Source organism: Palleronia sp. (assembly GCF_042089775.1).
Lineage (GTDB): Bacteria > Pseudomonadota > Alphaproteobacteria > Rhodobacterales > Rhodobacteraceae > Palleronia.
This window is the reverse complement of record NZ_JBELKF010000080.1, coordinates 1-15,236: the sequence shown is the minus strand read 5'-3', so window position 1 is coordinate 15,236 and position 15,236 is coordinate 1. Positions and strand designations below refer to the sequence as shown.

Sequence of the window (15,236 nt, the reverse complement as noted above, 5' to 3'; positions counted from 1 at the left end):
AACCGCCGACCAGGCCGGCTGCGAGGATCAGACGTGATTTCATGATGGGCTCCGGGTACCGGGATATTCGCTTTGTTTCAGCAGTCGCGCCAGATGGGCCGCGTTTGACGCAGCGGTCTCCAGGCTTGATTGCAAGGGATCAGGTATCCCCTGAAGATCGACATAGTTCGTCGCCTGCATCGCCTCTCCGACCCAATATACGCCTGAATTGGCGGGAATGGTGAAACCAACGTCGTTCAAAGCCTGGAAGCAGGCGGCGTGGCAGGTATGTGCCCCATCCTCATTTCCGACGACCGCCACCAGAGCGACTTTGCCAGCGGCCGGCATCCTGCCCCGGTCGTCAGTCTCTGAAAGGAATGCATCCATTCGTTCGAGCACCCGACGAGCAATGCTGGAGGGATGACCGAGCCAGATTGGTGTGCCGAGAATGAAGATATCGGCGGCCAGCACACGCGCTCTCAGCGCTGGCCAATCATCGCCTGCTCCCATGTCCGAGAGAACACCCGCCTTGACGTCGTAGTCAGCAACCCGCTCGATCTCTCCCGCGATCCCGTGGGAGCGCATCGCCGCGAGGAGATCGCCGATCATCCGATCGGTCGAACTTGGTTGGTCTGAGCCCGAAGGTCGCAACGAGCAGTTTAACGCGAAAGCCGTCAACGTCGGCTGGTCTATGTCAGACATCTAAATCCCTTCTCCGAGGGGCGGCGTGATACCAACTTCAACTTGGAATACCCGCTTTCGTTCCTGATCACGCCACTTTTACCGCCTGCGGCGGATACACGGCAGGTGCCATGCGGCCGAGCAGCTATTTCGCGTCGGAGGTCGCTAAGGGGCTCGGGGTTCTTCGGCCTCAAGTTGAAGGCGTGTTCCAGGGATTGTTTCGAAACCAATGGTTTCCCTCGCCCGCGCCATGAAGAACGCAATTACCTTCACTCGGCCCTTGACCCTCCAGTTACTGGAACCCCCATCTCCGGATCAGGTCGAGATTCGGAGGTCGATATGCGCGAGCCGCAACAGATCAGGTTTTCCATCGAAGGGATGTCCTGCGCCTCGTGCGTGGGCCGCGTCGACCGGGGACTTTCAGCCGTCCCGGGGGTCCGGGAAGTAAACGTGAACCTTGCTTCCGAGACAGCACAGGTCCGATATGAAGGTCCCGCAACGCCAGCGGGGCTCGCCGAAGCCTTGCGCGAGACAGGATATCCCGCCCGCACACAAAAGATCACTCTGAACATCGAGGCGATGACCTGTGCGTCCTGCGTCGGCCGGGTCGACAGGGCCTTGGTCGCCGTGCAGGGTGTGGTCGAGGCTTCGGTCAACCTCGCGACCGAGACCGCCACCGTCACATATCTCGAGGGGGTGACGACGCCGCAGGCGATTGTCTCCGCCTCGGGGGAAGCCGGCTATCCCGCGAGGGTCGCGGGCGCGGACGCCAGCCAGGACAACGCCGCTCGCAAGGACGCGGAGGCGCGCCTCCTCCGCCGCGACGTACTGATTGCCGCTGTTCTCGCCCTCCCGATTTTCCTGGTCGAAATGGGCGGGCATGCGATTCCGGGCTTTCACGAGTGGGTCACGCGCAGCATCGGGCATCAGACGAACTGGGTGCTGCAATTTGCACTAAGCACCGCGATCCTCGCGGGGCCGGGCCGACGCTTCTACGCCAAGGGGGTCCCGGCACTCTTCCGCGGCGCACCCGACATGAACTCGCTGGTCGCGCTCGGCACCGCCGCGGCGTGGCTCTTCTCTGTTGTCGCGACCTTCGCGCCCGTGTTGCTGCCGGACGGCACCCGGGCCGTCTATTACGAGGCCGCGGCCGTGATCGTCGTGCTGATCCTGCTTGGCCGCTGGCTGGAGGCCCGCGCCAAGGGGCGCACCGGCGCCGCAATACAGAAGCTCCTCGGAATGCAGGCGAAGACCGCGCGCGTCGAGAGAGACGGAGAGACGGTGGAACTCGCCATCGAGGAGATCGCGGCGGGCGACGTGCTGATCGTCCGCCCCGGCGAGCGCATTGCCGTCGACGGCGAGGTGATCGACGGCACCAGCCACGTGGACGAGAGCATGATTACCGGCGAGCCAGTCCCGGCCGCCAAGGCCCCGGGCGACCCGGTCACGGGCGGCACCGTCAACGGCGCAGGTGGCTTCCGCTTCCGCGCGACCCGCGTCGGCGCCGATACAACGCTTTCGCAGATCATCCGCATGGTCGAGGAGGCGCAGGGGGCCAAGCTGCCGATCCAGGGGCTCGTCGACCGCGTCACGCTCTGGTTTGTGCCGGCGGTGATCGTTGTGGCGCTGCTCACCATCCTCGCCTGGTCGATCTTCGGTCCCTCCCCTGCGCTCGGCTATGCCCTCGTGGCGGGTGTTTCTGTGCTCATCATCGCCTGTCCTTGCGCCATGGGCCTTGCCACGCCGACCTCGATCATGGTCGGCACCGGGCGTGCCGCCGAGATGGGCGTCCTCTTCCGCAAGGGCGACGCCTTGCAAGCTCTCTCAGGCGTCTCTGTGGTCGCGCTGGACAAGACCGGCACGGTGACCGAGGGCCGGCCCGAACTGACCGATCTTATCCCCGCCGAGGGGTTTGAGCGGGCCGAGGTGCTGGCGCTGGTTGCCGCTGTCGAGGAGCGCTCGGAGCATCCGGTGGCCGAGGCCATTGCCCGCGCTGCCAAGGCAGAAGGCGTAAAACTGCCCGAAGTCGAGGAGTTCAGCTCGATTACCGGTTACGGGGTAAAAGCCCGCGTGGCGGGCCATGAGATTCTGGTGGGTGCTGATCGGCTCATGGACCGTGAAGGGATCGACACCGCGGCCCTCGCCTCCAAGGAAGCCGAGCTCGCCCGCAAGGGTCGGACGGCGCTCTTTGCGGCCGTGGACGGCAAGGTGGCCGCGCTGGTCGCCGTGGCCGACCCGGTGAAGCCCGCTAGCCGCGCCGCCATTGCCGCGCTGCATGATCTGGGCCTGAAAGTCGCCATGATCACCGGCGACAAGCGCGAGACCGCCGAGGCTATCGCCCGTGAAACCGGGATCGATCACGTCGTGGCCGGGGTCCTGCCTGACGGAAAGGTTGCCGCCCTCGATCAACTCCGCAAGGGAGCCGAGCGGATCGCCTTCGTCGGTGACGGGATCAACGATGCGCCGGCCCTCGCCCATGCGGATGTAGGCATCGCCATTGGCACGGGCACCGACGTGGCCATCGAGTCGGCCGACGTGGTTCTGATGTCGGGGGATCTGCGCGGGGTAGTGAATGCCTACCAAGTCTCGCGCAGCACGATGCGCAACATTCGGCAGAACCTGTTCTGGGCGTTTGGTTACAACACGGCGCTGATCCCGGTCGCGGCCGGTGTGCTCTATCCGGCGCTCGGCCTGATGCTGTCGCCGGTCTTGGCGGCGGGTGCGATGGCGCTGTCGTCGGTCTTCGTGCTGAGCAACGCGTTGCGCCTGCGGCGCCTGCGGCCCGAGATGGATGAAAATGTCGCGCATCGGCAACGGGGCAGCTCTGCCCCCGTCCCTGCGGAATGAGGAGAACGGTATGAACATCGGTGACGTCTCGAGCCGCTCCGGCCTGGCGGCCAAGACGATCCGCTACTACGAGGATATAGGCCTCATCCGTCCCGCGCGCGATGCTAACGGCTATCGCCGGTTCCGGGAGGCGGACTTGCACAAGCTGAACTTCCTCGGCCGTGCCCGGTCCCTGGGCTTCTCGATCGAGAACTGCCGTAGCCTCCTTGCTCTGTACGAGGACGAGGACCGTGCCAGCGGAGACGTCAAGCGCGTTGCCGAGCAGCACCTCCGCGCGATCGATCGCAAGCTCGCCGAACTTGATGCCATGCGGGGTACGCTGGCCCGTCTGGCCGAAGCCTGCTCGGGTGATCAGAAGCCTGACTGCCCTATCCTCTCCGACTTGGCGTCCGCGCCGAAGGGCTGAGGCGCTGCCTTGGTCTGAGGAGAAAAGAGCAAGGATTCACTTGACCTTCCACCAGGGGGAAGCCCCATATGCTCCTCAAGCAGGGCCAATGGTAGGTATGGCCATGAATAGCGGAGGTTCACCTGATCGCGAACGCGTTTTGGTGGAACTGCGGCCCACGACAGGATAAGTACCCCTTCATGAAGTTCATCGCCCGCCTGATGCTTGCTGCCTTCCTCGCCGCTTTCGCGGCGAGCTCGGTCGCGTATGCAGCAGACTCGGGCGAGATGGCCGCCGCCATGGTTCTCTCCGACGATGCGATGGGGATGTCGGACTGCGCCACCCCTTGCGGCGACTCCGACGCAGGCGGGTCGGTGGCAGTTTGTGATATCGAGTGTGGCGTGGGCAATATCGCCGCGATATCTGTGCCACAGACGCAGGGTTTCGTCCAAGCTACGCGGGAGGTCTTGGCTCCACCCGTAACGCAAACCTCCGACGGCATGGCCGGCCCCCCCGCCAAGCAGCCACCACGACCCCTCATCTGATCTGACGTGCCGGCGCGAGCCGGGGCGTTACGCTGCGCATCGAGGCCGTTTGCCTGCGAACTGCGACGCTCGCCCGCACATGGCGCTGTTTCGGCGCTCGCGGAGACCAAGATCCGATGAGGAATTCTCATGCCCCGCAAATCACTACCGGCGCTGTCGCGTCGCATGTTTCTTGTAGCCTCAGGCATCGCAGCCGGAGCGCTTGCCCTACCGCACAGCGTCCTTGCGACCGAGCCGGAACATACAGCCATCTCCACCCTCGCTTTCGACGGCGAATCTCTGCTTGCAGGTGGTGCGAACCTGGTCCGCAGCGATGACGGCGGACAGTCCTGGACGGAACTGCCGGCTCCGGGCCCTATCCTGGCGCTCGCCACCCATCCCGAAAGGCCGGGCCTGGTTCTCGCCGGGCTCGCTTCTGGGGGCGTTGCTCTGTCCGAAGATGGCGGCCGCACCTGGGAGAGCCGCTCCGATGGCCTTCCCGAAGGCGAAGTCGATGCCGTGGCCGTCGCCTCCCGTCAGCCCGACATGATCTATGCGGCGGTCCAGGGCGACGGATTGTGGAAGAGCGAGAACGCCGGCCAGAGCTGGAGCTTCGCGATGGATCGCCCGTGGCTCGAGGAGACCGAGCACGACCTTCTGACGCTTGCGTCCGTCGATCTTGCCACAGGCATGGGCGGCATCTGGATCTACGCCGGCACCGAGGCGGGCCTGACCCGTGTTCCCGACTGTTTCTGCCGTTGGCAGGACGTTCAGCCGGGCAATGCGATGGACGCTCTCGTTTCCGGCGACGCGCCACCGTCCGAGGCACCGCTTCCGGCGGGCGAAGCGGTGCGCGCCCTGGCAAGTGCGCCGTCGGCGCCGGAGACACTCTATTCCGCCCTTCCCTCGGGCATCTGGACCTCCCGTGACGGAGGCGTGGTCTGGTCGCACCTGGTGGACAGGCCCGCCTCTGCCGTCGCCGTGCATCCGTCCGACGCCATGCAGGTGGTCGCGGTGCTCGATGGCACTCTGCAAATGAGCCGCGACGGCGGCGCAACCTGGACCGCGCTCGCGGCCGAATGATGGAGCATCCCATGAAAAAGACCTTCGCCTTCACCTCGCTCGCTGCCCTCGCCGTCGCAGGCGCCGTCTCCTTCACCACGCTGTCCGCCGCGCAAGGCACGGACGAACAACCTGCCGTCGCCGACGCAGAGACCGCGGTTGCGGTCGATCCTTCCAAGGAGATCACGATCTGGCGCGATCCCGGCTGCGGCTGCTGCGATGCCTACGCCGACTATCTCGAGGCGGAAGGCTACCGGGTGATCCGCATCGACGATCGAGACTTCGCCAAGACATCGGTTTCGGTGGGCGTCCCGGAGGAAGGCCTCGGCTGTCACCTCGCCAAGATCGACGGCTACTATGTCAGCGGTCTCGTCCCGGCGGAGATCGTCGAGCGGCTGGTGACCGAGCGCCCGGACATCGACGGGATCACGCTGCCCGGGATGCCGCAGAATGCGCCGGGGATGGCGGGCAAGAGCGGCACGCTGAAAACCTACGCGTTCGATGATGGCGAAGTCAGCGTCTATTCCAATGAGTGAGTGCATGATGGGAATGATGAACGGGCCCATGATGGGCCTCATGATGCTCGGCGGCGGGCTGGTTCTGCTGCTTGTCCTGGCGGTGCTGGTCCTGAGCCTTGTGGCGCTGGTGAAATACATCCGGGGAGCGAGTTGATGCGCCGCGGTATCATCTACACTGGCGCGGCTGCTGTGGGGCTCGCGGCCATCGCCGCGGTCGCGCAGCAGCAAGAAAACGAAGCTCCGGTGGAGGGGGTGACGTTTCTGGGAGAGCCGGTAACGGCGGACCAGATCGCCACTGGTCGCGAGCTCTACGCCGAGACCTGCGCGTCCTGCCATGGCAGTAGCCTCGAGGGACAGGCGGATTGGAAGCGGCGGCTTGATTCCGGCCGGATGCCGGCCCCGCCGCACGACGAGACGGGGCACACCTGGCACCACTCGGACCAGGACCTGTTCGCGATCACCAGGGGCGGAGTCGAGGCGGTTGTGTCCGATTACGAGAGCGACATGCCAGCCTTTGCCGGCATCCTGAGCGACGAGGAAATCGAGGCGGTTCTTGCCTACATCAAGAGCACCTGGCCCGAGCGCCAGCGAGCCTTCCAGGCCAAGGTCACGGCGAATGCGGAGGAAGGATCGTGAGCGCCGACGACGCACCTGGCACGACAAGACGGCGGGGGCGGCTGCTGGTCTTCCTCCCGCTTGCAGTGTTTGCCGGCCTCGCGGCGGCCTTCTACTGGGGGCTCTGGAACAACGACGACCGGCTTCCCTCGCCCCTGGTCGGAAAGGCGATCCCGGAGTTCGAGCTGCCGCCGATCGAGGGGCGGGATGACGGGCTGTCTTCGGCGGATCTGCGCGGCCAGGTCTCCATCGTGAACGTCTGGGCGTCCTGGTGCGTGCCCTGCCGGGTGGAAATGCCTCTGCTCAACGAGTTGGCCCGAGACGCTACGGTGCCGATCTACGGGATCAACTACAAGGATGACGCCGGCGAGGCCTTGGCGTTCCTGGCCGAGCTCGGTGATCCCTACACCCGGATCGGCGCCGACCGATCCGGCCGTGTCGCGATCGACTGGGGGGTCTACGGCCTTCCCGAAACCTTCGTCATCGATGCCGAAGGGCAAATTGCCTACAAGCATGTCGGCCCCTTTGACCGCCGCTCTCTGGAAGAGGACATTCTTCCCGTCGTGCGGCAGTTGCAGGCGGAGGTCGGATCATGAAGCGCCGTGGTTTTCTCGCCGGGGCGACGGCATTCACCGCCACGCCCGCTGCGGCCCGGCCATCGATGCCGCTCCACAACACGCCGCGCAGGTTGCTCTCGCCACCGTTCGTCGACGGAGGCGGACGGGAGCTGACACTGGAGGACTTCCGCGGCCGGGTCGTGCTCCTGAACATGTGGGCGACCTGGTGCCCGCCCTGCCGGGAGGAGATGCCGACACTCGACCGCCTGCAGGCGAGACTCGGCGGCACTGACTTTCATGTTCTGCCGCTCTCGATCGATCGCGCGGGACTCGACCCCGTGCGGCGCTTCTACGACGAGATCGGGATCCGGCACCTCGACATGTATCTCGCCGAAGAGCTGCGGGCGATGCTCGCATTCGGCGCCGTCGGTCTGCCGACGACCATCCTCATCAACCGTGAAGGGCAAGAGATTGCCCGGCTCGTGGGACCCGCCGAATGGGACAGCCCCCAAGCCGTCGCGCAATTCCAGTCCGTCATCTCACACGGGAGAAACTGAGCCATGACTGAAACATCGGCCGACACCGCCACCATGGCGGCCGCAGCGCGCCCTTCGAAGCTCCGCATCCCCTTCGGCCGGCGCGGCTTCATCCTTTCCGCCATGGCAGTCGCAGCCGCGGGCTTCTGGCTGAACTGGGGCTGGCTCACCGCCATCGGTGCCGCCCCGTTGATCCTGAGCCTCGCGCCCTGCGCCGTGATGTGCGGGCTCGGCATATGCTGCATGAAGAGCGGCTCGAAATCTTGCGGAAGCAAGAGCAATCCGGCCGGAGAGCCGGACCTCCCGAGGGACTGAAGAGAAACCAAAAGGAGACGACCATGAAGACGACGAAATTCGGCGTTCCCGCAGCCGCACTGGCGGCGCTTCTGGCAACGGCCGCCGTTGCGCAAGAGGCTGGCGACAATGCGCCCGATCAGCCGATGAAGAACCAGGACTCCATGTCCGGCAACATGATGGGCAGTGAAATGTCCGGCATGGAAGGCATGGAGGGCATGCACAACATGATGCAGATGATGGCGAAGATGGAGCCGATGATGGAAGCCTGCATGGAGATGATGCAGGCCGCCAACGAGACCGAGGCGCCTGCCGCAGAGCCGCAGGAAGGCTGAGGCTGCACACCCGCCCGGACACGGCCGGGCGGGTGACCTCATGGAGTGGGAAGAATGACTGAAGATCCGAGAGCCCATCGTCTACAGAATTTCCGACTGGTAGCCTGGGCCGGCTCGGCCGCCGTCGTGCTTGCGGTCGGAGGTGCGCTGATCTGGCGCGCCAACACGCCGGACTCAGCGCCCGAAGTGGCATTCGTCGGCGAGGCCGACATCCGGTCGGAGTTCACGCTCACCGACCACACCGGTCGCGCCGTGACCGAGGCGGACTATGCCGGGAACTGGCAGCTCGTGTTCTTCGGGTTCACGCACTGCCCCGATATCTGCCCCACGACACTGGCTTACATGGCGAGCGTGCTCGATGACCTCGGGCCGGGGGCAGAGGACGTCGCACCCTTGTTCATCACTGTCGATCCGGCGCGCGACACCGTTCCGGTGATGGCCGAGTATGTCGCCGCCTTCCATCCTCGCCTCGTCGGACTGACCGGGACCGATGCGCAGGTGGCCGAGGCGGCCCAGAACTTCCGGACCTGGTATGAGCGGGCGGACTCCGAGATGGCGCCTGACGGCTATATGATGGCGCACCAGGGATATATCTACCTGATGCGGCCCGACGGCAGCTTTGAGGCGATCTTTCAGGAACAGGAGCAGCCACCCGAGGAACTTGCGGAAACCATCCGCGGACATATCGAAGAAGAGAAAGGCGCGACATGAAGCTGCCGATAGTTGCCCTCCTTGCCACAGCACTGCCGCTTGCGGCCCATGCCGACGTCACCGTGAGCGATCCCTGGGCGCGGGCGAGCATCTTGGCGTCCCGCCCGGCTGCGGCCTACCTGACATTGGTGAGCGACGGGGATGACCGCCTCCTCGAAGCGTCGATGCCTGTCGCCGCGGAGGTCATGGTCCACGCCACGGCCGTGGATGACGCGGGCCTGAGCCGGATGAACCACGTCACGACGGTCGAGCTTCCCGCCGCCGAGGCTGTGACCTTTGCGCCCGGGGCGATGCACCTGATGCTGACGGGTCTCTCCGGGAAGCTGGTCGAGGGGACGAGCTTTCCGCTGACGCTCAGGTTCGAGACGGCCGGGGAGGTCACTGTAGACGTGCCCGTTCTCGGCGTCGGCGCGAGCGGGCCGGAAGGCGGGCAGCGATGAGATCCCTTCTTCTGGTGGCGCTCCTGACGCTTGCGGCGCCCGCATTTGCCAATCATCCGGAAGAGCGGCTGGACGAGACCATGGCCGAGAGGGAACACGCTTTCGAGCCCACCGGCCTTGGCCGATTGCCGGCGCTCGACATCCAATCAGATGGCGCGCTCGATCTCGACGCGCTCGAGGGGCAGATCGTGGTGCTGAGCTTCGTGTCCGATGGCTGCGGCGAACCCTGCGCCGATCAGCAGGTGTTGCTCGCCGAGGTGCAGGAAGCGATCGGCGTGACGCCGATGCGCGACATGGTGAGCTTCGTCAGCGTGGCCTCGCCGGAGGTCTCTCCAGAAGGGCCGGACGCGGAGAACTGGGTCGCTGCGCGACCGCAGGAGGCCGGGGATGCCGACGCGCTCGCGGCTTCGTTCGCCGCTCTGTCGGATCGCGACAGCAACGCGCCGATGGTCCACGTCATCGACCGCGGCGGCCGGCATGCTGGCATCTTCCACGGCGCCGAATTCGGGCATGTCAGCATGACGCTCTACATCAACGGCCTGACCAACGCCCATCCGCATGAACCGGGCATGTTCGACCGCGTTTTCGGAGTGTTCCAATGACGGCCACGACAGCACCTGCGCGGCACCCCGAACCTGCGTGGCTGCCTGCGCTCCGGCGGTACATCCTCTTCGCCGCGGTCGCCCACCTGGTGTGGGAGTTCGCCCATCTGCCGCTCTACACGATCTGGCTCACCGGCACGGCGGGCGAACTGGCCTTTGCCGCGATCCACTGCACGGGAGGCGATATTCTGATCACGCTCAGCACCACCATGCTGGCGCTGGTCCTGTTCGGCAACGCCGAGTGGCCCCGCGTGAGGACGCGGCGCGTGCTTGCTGCCGCTGTCGTCTTCGGCGTCAGCTACACGATCTTCAGCGAATGGCTGAACATCGAAGTGCGGCAGGCATGGGCGTACAGGGACATCATGCCGGTCATTCCCGTTATCGATGCGGGGCTCAGCCCCTTTCTGCAATGGCTGGTGATCCCGACAGCAGGTTATCTGTGGGCAATCCGGCGACTGCCTTGGCAGACCTCCACGAGGAGTGCAAATGGTTGATCTTTCACTCCTCGGGCTGACCGCCGCGCTGTTGGCCGGGGCGATCTCCTTCGTCTCGCCCTGCGTCCTCCCGCTCGTGCCGGGCTACGTTTCCTATATTGCAGGGCGGACGGTGACCGGTGCGGCCGCACCGTCGCGCCGCCATGTCGTCTGGCTGAGTTTCTGCTTCGTCCTCGGGTTCTCGACGATCTTCATGGCGCTTGGCGCGTCGGCGACCGCCCTCGGGCAGGCCCTCCTGCAATGGCGCTACGAGCTGAACCTCGTCGGCGGCGCGATCATCATCCTGTTCGGCCTGTTCATGATCGGGGCCGCCCGCCTTTCGGCCATGCAGCGCGACCTGCGCTTCCATCTCGACCTGCCCGGCGGGCAGCCGGTCGCCTCCTACGTGCTCGGGCTCGCCTTCGGCTTCGGCTGGACGCCCTGCATCGGCCCGATCCTCGGCGCCATTCTCACGGCCAGCGCCGCCAGTGCGACAATCGGCGAGGGTGTCGCGCTGCTGGCGGTGTACTCCGCAGGGCTCGGCGTCCCGTTCCTCGTCGTCGCGGCATTCACCGACAAGCTGGCCGGAAAGCTGCGCGGCGTCGGGCGCGTGGGCCGCCGTCTCCACCAATCTGCAGGGGCCGTCATGATCCTGATGGGCATTGCCATGATGACCGGACGGTTGAGCGCGTTGTCCTACTGGCTGCTCGACGCGTTCCCGGTCCTCGCGCAGATCGGATAGGCGGATGTGGTTCTATGACAGGCATATCCTTCCGCGACTGACACATCTGGCGATGCGCCAGGATCTGTTGCTCCCCTACCGCCGCCGGACCGTCTCCAGCGCGAGGGGACGCGTTCTCGAGATCGGCATCGGATCGGGCCTTAACCTGCCCCTGTACCCCGATGCAGTGGATCATGTTGTCGGTGTCGACCCTTCACAGGAATTGCTCAGCCTCGCCGGCGCCGCATCCCGCAGTGACGCTCGCGAGGTGGAGCTCGTCACGGGGACTGCCGAGAACCTGCCGTTGGAGGACCGGAGCATTGATTGTGTCGTCACGTCCTGGACGCTCTGCGGCGTTGCAGATCCCCGACAGGCGCTCTCCGAGATCCGGCGCGTTCTCAAGCCGGGAGGCATGTTCAGCTTCGTCGAGCATGGTCTGGCGCCAGAGGCGCGCGTCCAGAAGTGGCAGCACCGGCTGACCCCGATCTGGAGCTGCTGCGCCGGCAACTGCCACCTCGATCGCGCTCCCGCCGCGATGGTCGCAGAAAGCGGCCTCCGGACCGAGCGGCTCGAGACCGGCTATGCTGCTGGCCCGAAGCCGATCGTCTTCATGTATGAAGGCCTCGCACGGCGCGAATGACGACCATGACTGAGAACACTCGCTGCTGGCATGATGCCACCGAGAGTCATCGCACCGATGCGAACCGAAAGAAACGCCGCACTGTTCGACAGCCATGAGATCTTCGAAAAGCTCATCCGCATCCTATCCCGCCGCCACAATCTCCCGCAGGCTACCCCATCTCGGGAGAAACCTCGGGACGTCTCGCTGATAGTCGAGATAGTCGGAAACGCCGAACACCGAAGAGACGCGCGGCCAGCACCAAGAGCCTACAGCGTCCAGTTAGGCGGATACGGGTGTCCGGCTCGCGAAAGAATTCCACAAAGAGCCGGGCCATTCCGTATCCCACCAGCATCGATCCGGTCAAGACGCCAGGCCGACGGAGCGCCTTGGTGCGGTGCGTGAGGAAACGTAGGGCGGCGAAGAGGAGAATTCCCTCAAGGGCGGCCTCGTAGAGCTGGCTGGGATGTCGCGGAAGCTGGCTTGGATCGTGCGGAAAGATGAAGGCCCAAGGAACATCTGCCGCGCGCCCATAGAGCTCGCCGTTTATGAAGTTCGCTATCCGTCCGAAGAGCAGCCCGATCGGTGCCGCCGCAGCGATTGCGTCCGCGAGCGGAATGACTGGGAGCTTATTCTTCCAACTGAACAATGCGAGCGCGAGGAACACGCCGAGAAGGCCGCCGTGGAACGACATGCCACCATGCCAGACTTTGAGCGCATCCAGCGGATTCGCGAGGTAGAGAGCGCTATTATGGAAGAGGACGTATCCGGCGCGGCCGCCGATCACGACCCTCAGGACGATCCATACGAACAGGTCGTGCATCTGGGTCCGCGTGGCCGGCGCGCCGGCCGATCTCCACAGGCGCTTATTTTCCAGCAGCCGAACCGGTACCACAAGCCGAGGGCTAAGCCGGCCATGTATGCCAAGCCGTGCCAGCGGATTGCTATAGGACCGAGCTCAAACAATACCGGATCGATGTTGGGGGACGGAATGACGAAGGGAATCATGGACCCTCGCGATTTAAGTGTGTCGGCCTCACGTAGACGGGCAGCGCCATTGAGTTTCCGCCAACGGCAAGGCGAGGAACCGTCACGTAAGAAAGAATGACCCGCGTTCGGGATGTCAGCCGGCAACATCGTGCAGATCCATGTAGAGGCGCTGACGCGCCGCAACGCGTAGCGGATGATGGTCTGCGGAGTGATGCGCTGCAGGGGGTAAGATCGCCGAAGTTCAGCTTCGAGCCGCCTGCCTGGGCTCTGCGGCACCATCACCGTGACACTGCTGCTTCAGGTGCCCCAGGAGCGGACTGGGCCGCAATCCATGTGGACGAAGTTAGACGAGGTGTAGCGGCCGACGCCACCGGCGGCGACGGCCGAGGCTGCACGATACATCTGGTTGACCGATCGCGACTTGAGCCGCAGGTCGTTCGCCTCACCCTTCAGGTGGCGGGAGTTCTTCGCCACGCCCGACGACCGGGCGCGCAGCATCGCGTTGGTCTCGGGGCTGCGGTAGCCCGAGATCAGCATGTAGGGCTCAGTCGTGTCGAGAAGATTGTGCGCGGCTGCGGCGATGTCGATCGTACGGGTGTCGATCGCTTTCACCTGATCGTTCCGCCAGTCGCGCATGAAGTGGTTGATCTCGTTCAGTGCCTCTTTGATGTAGTTGCCCTCGACCCAGTAGATCGTGTTGATGGCCTCCCCGGTGCGGCCGTTATACATCCGCACGCGACGGACATCGCCGGCGCCGCGCAAAGAGCCGAACGCGTGAGAGTAGGTCGGTGCCGCAATAACGCTCGTCGCGGCGAAGGCGCCGAGCAGCGCCCGGCGGGTGTGGCCGTTGGTCCCGTTTACCATGAAGAGCGTCGTCCGGTTTCTTGAACCTGCATATTTTGTCGCTTTTGCCGCGACTGTCCGGTCGACGAAGCCGCGGTCGGCTCCGTCGCACCGTCGCTCATTACAGCTCAGCGCGATGCCGGCTCTTCTGCTTTGTTAATTGCCTCTTTGCTTGGCGCCGTTGCGACTGCCAGCGATGCAGTGGCGTCGGCATTCGAGGCCGCGTCTTCGCCGGTCTTCGCCTTTTTGTCGCAGCTTTTCATCACGCAAAGGCCAAGCCCGCACATGACAAGGCAAGGCGCGAGGGAGATCAGAAGCGATAGCCCACCCACTGCGACAGACGTCGGCCCTCCAAGCCAGAAAGCGGGTATTACGAACAAAATGCCGGCGGCCGCCATGCCTCTCCATCCTCTCAAATGGTGACGGGCAAAGGTCTTGAGGTCTTGACCGAAGGAGGTTTCACGGGAATTCAGCCTGTGGTTTTAGTCATTTTGGCGTCCTCGGATGTCGAAGTGCATGGCATAAGGGGGATGACGGCATCAGTCCCAGGCTGACCGAGTACGGTAAGAGTCTGGGACATGCCGAACGCCAGAAGCGGGTGAGGCTGCAGGACGGCCAAGCTTGCGTACCAAAGGCACAAAGCCGCGGCACTGCCCGTCAGTCTGCTCGTGGCTTATGAACGCGGGCCTTGACCCGGCGTGCCGCAACCATCCGCGCCGGCTTAGACGATGATGCTTTTCGGAGGTTGAGCGAGCGGTCGTATCGCCAAGCCGCGCGCAAGGGCATCCACAGGAGTTACCGAAGTTACCGAGGCCGGACCATTCGTGAATTCGCTGCTGGTGGGCAGATCAACTGCCTGACATCCAGCCGGGGAATGGCAGACGCTACCCATGTCGGCGTCCAAGCACCCAGTACAATCCTCGATAGTGTCTGCCGCAAGTGATGCAGAGGCGAACGACATCTTCATCGTCGCCATTGAACTCGTGCCACTCGCTTGAGCCACCGTCCCGAAGATCCCAAAGATCATAGCTATCGCCAATAGGATGACTCTGATCTGGTGCAGGAAAGTGGAGCCCGTGTGCATGTGGACAAGATACAGTTGCCACAGTGAAGCGTAAGCCGCCCCTGTCATGCCGGCGGCAGGCCGCCGGTCTGCTTGCAGATCAGCTATCGACCGAGAGACCACGGATTTCCACCGGCCAAAGCAGTCACTTCGAACGAATGGCATAGGCTAAGGAGATAGTCGTCGGCTGCGGACGTTCCTGCCGTTCGCTGCACCGGCATTATGTCTTGCTTCGTCGAAGTCGAGATTGAGGAAGTTAGGAACGGGCTGACGGCTACCGCAATCGCGACCCCTGCAGTTTGTCTCCTGCCAGTGACCTGAGCCCCAACTTCCCTCCGGCCTTGCGGAGGATCCGCCGGTTGATGTCTGGCGCTACGCGGCGCGTGTTGCCAGGCTGTTCTTTGCCACGAACTCGGCTGGCGGGATGTTCCCGAGCCCCGA

20 protein-coding genes are annotated in these 15,236 nt (G+C 64.6%); 16 read left to right on the top strand and 4 right to left on the bottom strand.

Translation table 11 applies throughout. The annotated features are described in order from the left end of the window. Positions 1-39: 39 nt before the first annotated feature. Positions 40-681, bottom strand: a complete 642-nt coding sequence (locus tag ACFDS3_RS15790; RefSeq protein ID WP_375263317.1) for a flavodoxin family protein — start codon at positions 679-681, stop codon at positions 40-42. Between the two features lie 318 nt (positions 682-999). Between ACFDS3_RS15790 and ACFDS3_RS15785 the strand changes: the two genes are divergently transcribed. From ACFDS3_RS15785 to ACFDS3_RS15710, 16 genes are all read left to right on the top strand, one after another. Beyond that, a complete protein-coding gene (locus ACFDS3_RS15785) occupies positions 1,000-3,507 on the top strand; it encodes a heavy metal translocating P-type ATPase (RefSeq protein ID WP_375263316.1) in 2,508 nt (835 codons plus the stop codon). Positions 3,508-3,517: 10 nt separating this feature from the next. Next, a complete protein-coding gene (gene cueR / locus ACFDS3_RS15780) occupies positions 3,518-3,913 on the top strand; it encodes a Cu(I)-responsive transcriptional regulator (protein ID WP_375263315.1) in 396 nt (131 codons plus the stop codon). A gap of 179 nt (positions 3,914-4,092) precedes the next feature. Continuing rightward, on the top strand, positions 4,093-4,437 hold the full coding sequence (locus ACFDS3_RS15775; protein ID WP_375263314.1) for a hypothetical protein: 345 nt from the start codon (positions 4,093-4,095) through the stop codon (positions 4,435-4,437). A gap of 129 nt (positions 4,438-4,566) precedes the next feature. Continuing rightward, on the top strand, positions 4,567-5,499 hold the full coding sequence (locus ACFDS3_RS15770; RefSeq protein ID WP_375263313.1) for a WD40/YVTN/BNR-like repeat-containing protein: 933 nt from the start codon (positions 4,567-4,569) through the stop codon (positions 5,497-5,499). Positions 5,500-5,510: 11 nt separating this feature from the next. Further along, positions 5,511-6,014: a DUF411 domain-containing protein gene (locus ACFDS3_RS15765; RefSeq protein WP_375263312.1), complete on the top strand. Its 504-nt coding sequence runs from the start codon at positions 5,511-5,513 to the stop codon at positions 6,012-6,014. A 135-nt stretch (positions 6,015-6,149) separates the two neighbouring features. Beyond that, positions 6,150-6,632 carry a c-type cytochrome gene (locus ACFDS3_RS15760; RefSeq protein ID WP_375263311.1) on the top strand — a complete coding sequence of 161 codons (483 nt, stop codon included), beginning with the start codon at positions 6,150-6,152 and terminating at the stop codon, positions 6,630-6,632. Further along, entirely contained in the window at positions 6,629-7,207 is a 579-nt protein-coding gene (locus tag ACFDS3_RS15755) for a DsbE family thiol:disulfide interchange protein (RefSeq protein ID WP_375263310.1), read from the top strand. The genes ACFDS3_RS15760 and ACFDS3_RS15755 overlap by 4 nt, the downstream gene beginning before the upstream one ends. After that, positions 7,204-7,725: a TlpA family protein disulfide reductase gene (locus ACFDS3_RS15750; protein ID WP_375263309.1), complete on the top strand. Its 522-nt coding sequence runs from the start codon at positions 7,204-7,206 to the stop codon at positions 7,723-7,725. Before ACFDS3_RS15755 ends, ACFDS3_RS15750 begins: the two co-directional genes overlap by 4 nt. Before the next feature lie 3 nt (positions 7,726-7,728). Next, positions 7,729-8,019 (top strand): hypothetical protein, encoded by a 291-nt coding sequence (locus ACFDS3_RS15745; protein ID WP_375263308.1) that lies wholly within the window; start codon positions 7,729-7,731, stop codon positions 8,017-8,019. Between the two features lie 23 nt (positions 8,020-8,042). Further along, complete coding sequence (locus ACFDS3_RS15740) at positions 8,043-8,333, top strand: hypothetical protein (protein WP_375263307.1); 291 nt, start codon at positions 8,043-8,045, stop codon at positions 8,331-8,333. A gap of 54 nt (positions 8,334-8,387) precedes the next feature. After that, positions 8,388-9,044: an SCO family protein gene (locus tag ACFDS3_RS15735; protein ID WP_375263306.1), complete on the top strand. Its 657-nt coding sequence runs from the start codon at positions 8,388-8,390 to the stop codon at positions 9,042-9,044. Then, on the top strand, positions 9,041-9,484 hold the full coding sequence (locus tag ACFDS3_RS15730) for a copper chaperone PCu(A)C (RefSeq protein ID WP_375263305.1): 444 nt from the start codon (positions 9,041-9,043) through the stop codon (positions 9,482-9,484). The genes ACFDS3_RS15735 and ACFDS3_RS15730 overlap by 4 nt, the downstream gene beginning before the upstream one ends. Further along, complete coding sequence (locus tag ACFDS3_RS15725) at positions 9,481-10,086, top strand: cytochrome-c oxidase (protein WP_375263304.1); 606 nt, start codon at positions 9,481-9,483, stop codon at positions 10,084-10,086. Before ACFDS3_RS15730 ends, ACFDS3_RS15725 begins: the two co-directional genes overlap by 4 nt. Continuing rightward, on the top strand, positions 10,083-10,580 hold the full coding sequence (locus ACFDS3_RS15720; protein WP_375263303.1) for a hypothetical protein: 498 nt from the start codon (positions 10,083-10,085) through the stop codon (positions 10,578-10,580). The genes ACFDS3_RS15725 and ACFDS3_RS15720 overlap by 4 nt, the downstream gene beginning before the upstream one ends. Next, positions 10,573-11,301, top strand: a complete 729-nt coding sequence (locus tag ACFDS3_RS15715; RefSeq protein ID WP_375263302.1) for a cytochrome c biogenesis CcdA family protein — start codon at positions 10,573-10,575, stop codon at positions 11,299-11,301. The genes ACFDS3_RS15720 and ACFDS3_RS15715 overlap by 8 nt, the downstream gene beginning before the upstream one ends. Before the next feature lie 4 nt (positions 11,302-11,305). After that, complete coding sequence (locus tag ACFDS3_RS15710) at positions 11,306-11,920, top strand: class I SAM-dependent methyltransferase (protein ID WP_375263301.1); 615 nt, start codon at positions 11,306-11,308, stop codon at positions 11,918-11,920. Positions 11,921-12,071: 151 nt separating this feature from the next. Here the strand turns inward: ACFDS3_RS15710 and lgt are convergent, their stop codons facing one another. The 3 genes from lgt to ACFDS3_RS15695 all read right to left on the bottom strand — a co-directional run bounded on the left by lgt (position 12,072) and on the right by ACFDS3_RS15695 (position 14,130). Beyond that, positions 12,072-12,794: a prolipoprotein diacylglyceryl transferase gene (gene lgt, locus ACFDS3_RS15705; RefSeq protein ID WP_375263300.1), complete on the bottom strand. Its 723-nt coding sequence runs from the start codon at positions 12,792-12,794 to the stop codon at positions 12,072-12,074. A 392-nt stretch (positions 12,795-13,186) separates the two neighbouring features. After that, a complete protein-coding gene (locus ACFDS3_RS15700) occupies positions 13,187-13,753 on the bottom strand; it encodes a YcbK family protein (RefSeq protein WP_375263299.1) in 567 nt (188 codons plus the stop codon). A 107-nt stretch (positions 13,754-13,860) separates the two neighbouring features. After that, positions 13,861-14,130, bottom strand: a complete 270-nt coding sequence (locus tag ACFDS3_RS15695; protein WP_375263298.1) for a hypothetical protein — start codon at positions 14,128-14,130, stop codon at positions 13,861-13,863. Positions 14,131-15,236: the final 1,106 nt, after the last annotated feature.

Bases quoted from the DNA above. Each gene is read 5' to 3' on its own strand.
- ACFDS3_RS15790 (WP_375263317.1), bottom strand. From the start codon at position 681: ATGTCTGACATAGACCAGCCGACGTTGACGGCTTTCGCGTTAAACTGC.
- ACFDS3_RS15785 (WP_375263316.1), top strand. From the start codon at position 1,000: ATGCGCGAGCCGCAACAGATCAGGTTTTCCATCGAAGGGATGTCCTGC.
- cueR (WP_375263315.1), top strand. From the start codon at position 3,518: ATGAACATCGGTGACGTCTCGAGCCGCTCCGGCCTGGCGGCCAAGACG.
- ACFDS3_RS15775 (WP_375263314.1), top strand. From the start codon at position 4,093: ATGAAGTTCATCGCCCGCCTGATGCTTGCTGCCTTCCTCGCCGCTTTC.
- ACFDS3_RS15770 (WP_375263313.1), top strand. From the start codon at position 4,567: ATGCCCCGCAAATCACTACCGGCGCTGTCGCGTCGCATGTTTCTTGTA.
- ACFDS3_RS15765 (WP_375263312.1), top strand. From the start codon at position 5,511: ATGAAAAAGACCTTCGCCTTCACCTCGCTCGCTGCCCTCGCCGTCGCA.
- ACFDS3_RS15760 (WP_375263311.1), top strand. From the start codon at position 6,150: ATGCGCCGCGGTATCATCTACACTGGCGCGGCTGCTGTGGGGCTCGCG.
- ACFDS3_RS15750 (WP_375263309.1), top strand. From the start codon at position 7,204: ATGAAGCGCCGTGGTTTTCTCGCCGGGGCGACGGCATTCACCGCCACG.
- ACFDS3_RS15745 (WP_375263308.1), top strand. From the start codon at position 7,729: ATGACTGAAACATCGGCCGACACCGCCACCATGGCGGCCGCAGCGCGC.
- ACFDS3_RS15740 (WP_375263307.1), top strand. From the start codon at position 8,043: ATGAAGACGACGAAATTCGGCGTTCCCGCAGCCGCACTGGCGGCGCTT.
- ACFDS3_RS15735 (WP_375263306.1), top strand. From the start codon at position 8,388: ATGACTGAAGATCCGAGAGCCCATCGTCTACAGAATTTCCGACTGGTA.
- ACFDS3_RS15730 (WP_375263305.1), top strand. From the start codon at position 9,041: ATGAAGCTGCCGATAGTTGCCCTCCTTGCCACAGCACTGCCGCTTGCG.
- ACFDS3_RS15725 (WP_375263304.1), top strand. From the start codon at position 9,481: ATGAGATCCCTTCTTCTGGTGGCGCTCCTGACGCTTGCGGCGCCCGCA.
- ACFDS3_RS15720 (WP_375263303.1), top strand. From the start codon at position 10,083: ATGACGGCCACGACAGCACCTGCGCGGCACCCCGAACCTGCGTGGCTG.
- ACFDS3_RS15715 (WP_375263302.1), top strand. From the start codon at position 10,573: ATGGTTGATCTTTCACTCCTCGGGCTGACCGCCGCGCTGTTGGCCGGG.
- ACFDS3_RS15710 (WP_375263301.1), top strand. From the start codon at position 11,306: ATGTGGTTCTATGACAGGCATATCCTTCCGCGACTGACACATCTGGCG.
- ACFDS3_RS15700 (WP_375263299.1), bottom strand. From the start codon at position 13,753: ATGGTAAACGGGACCAACGGCCACACCCGCCGGGCGCTGCTCGGCGCC.
- ACFDS3_RS15695 (WP_375263298.1), bottom strand. From the start codon at position 14,130: ATGGCGGCCGCCGGCATTTTGTTCGTAATACCCGCTTTCTGGCTTGGA.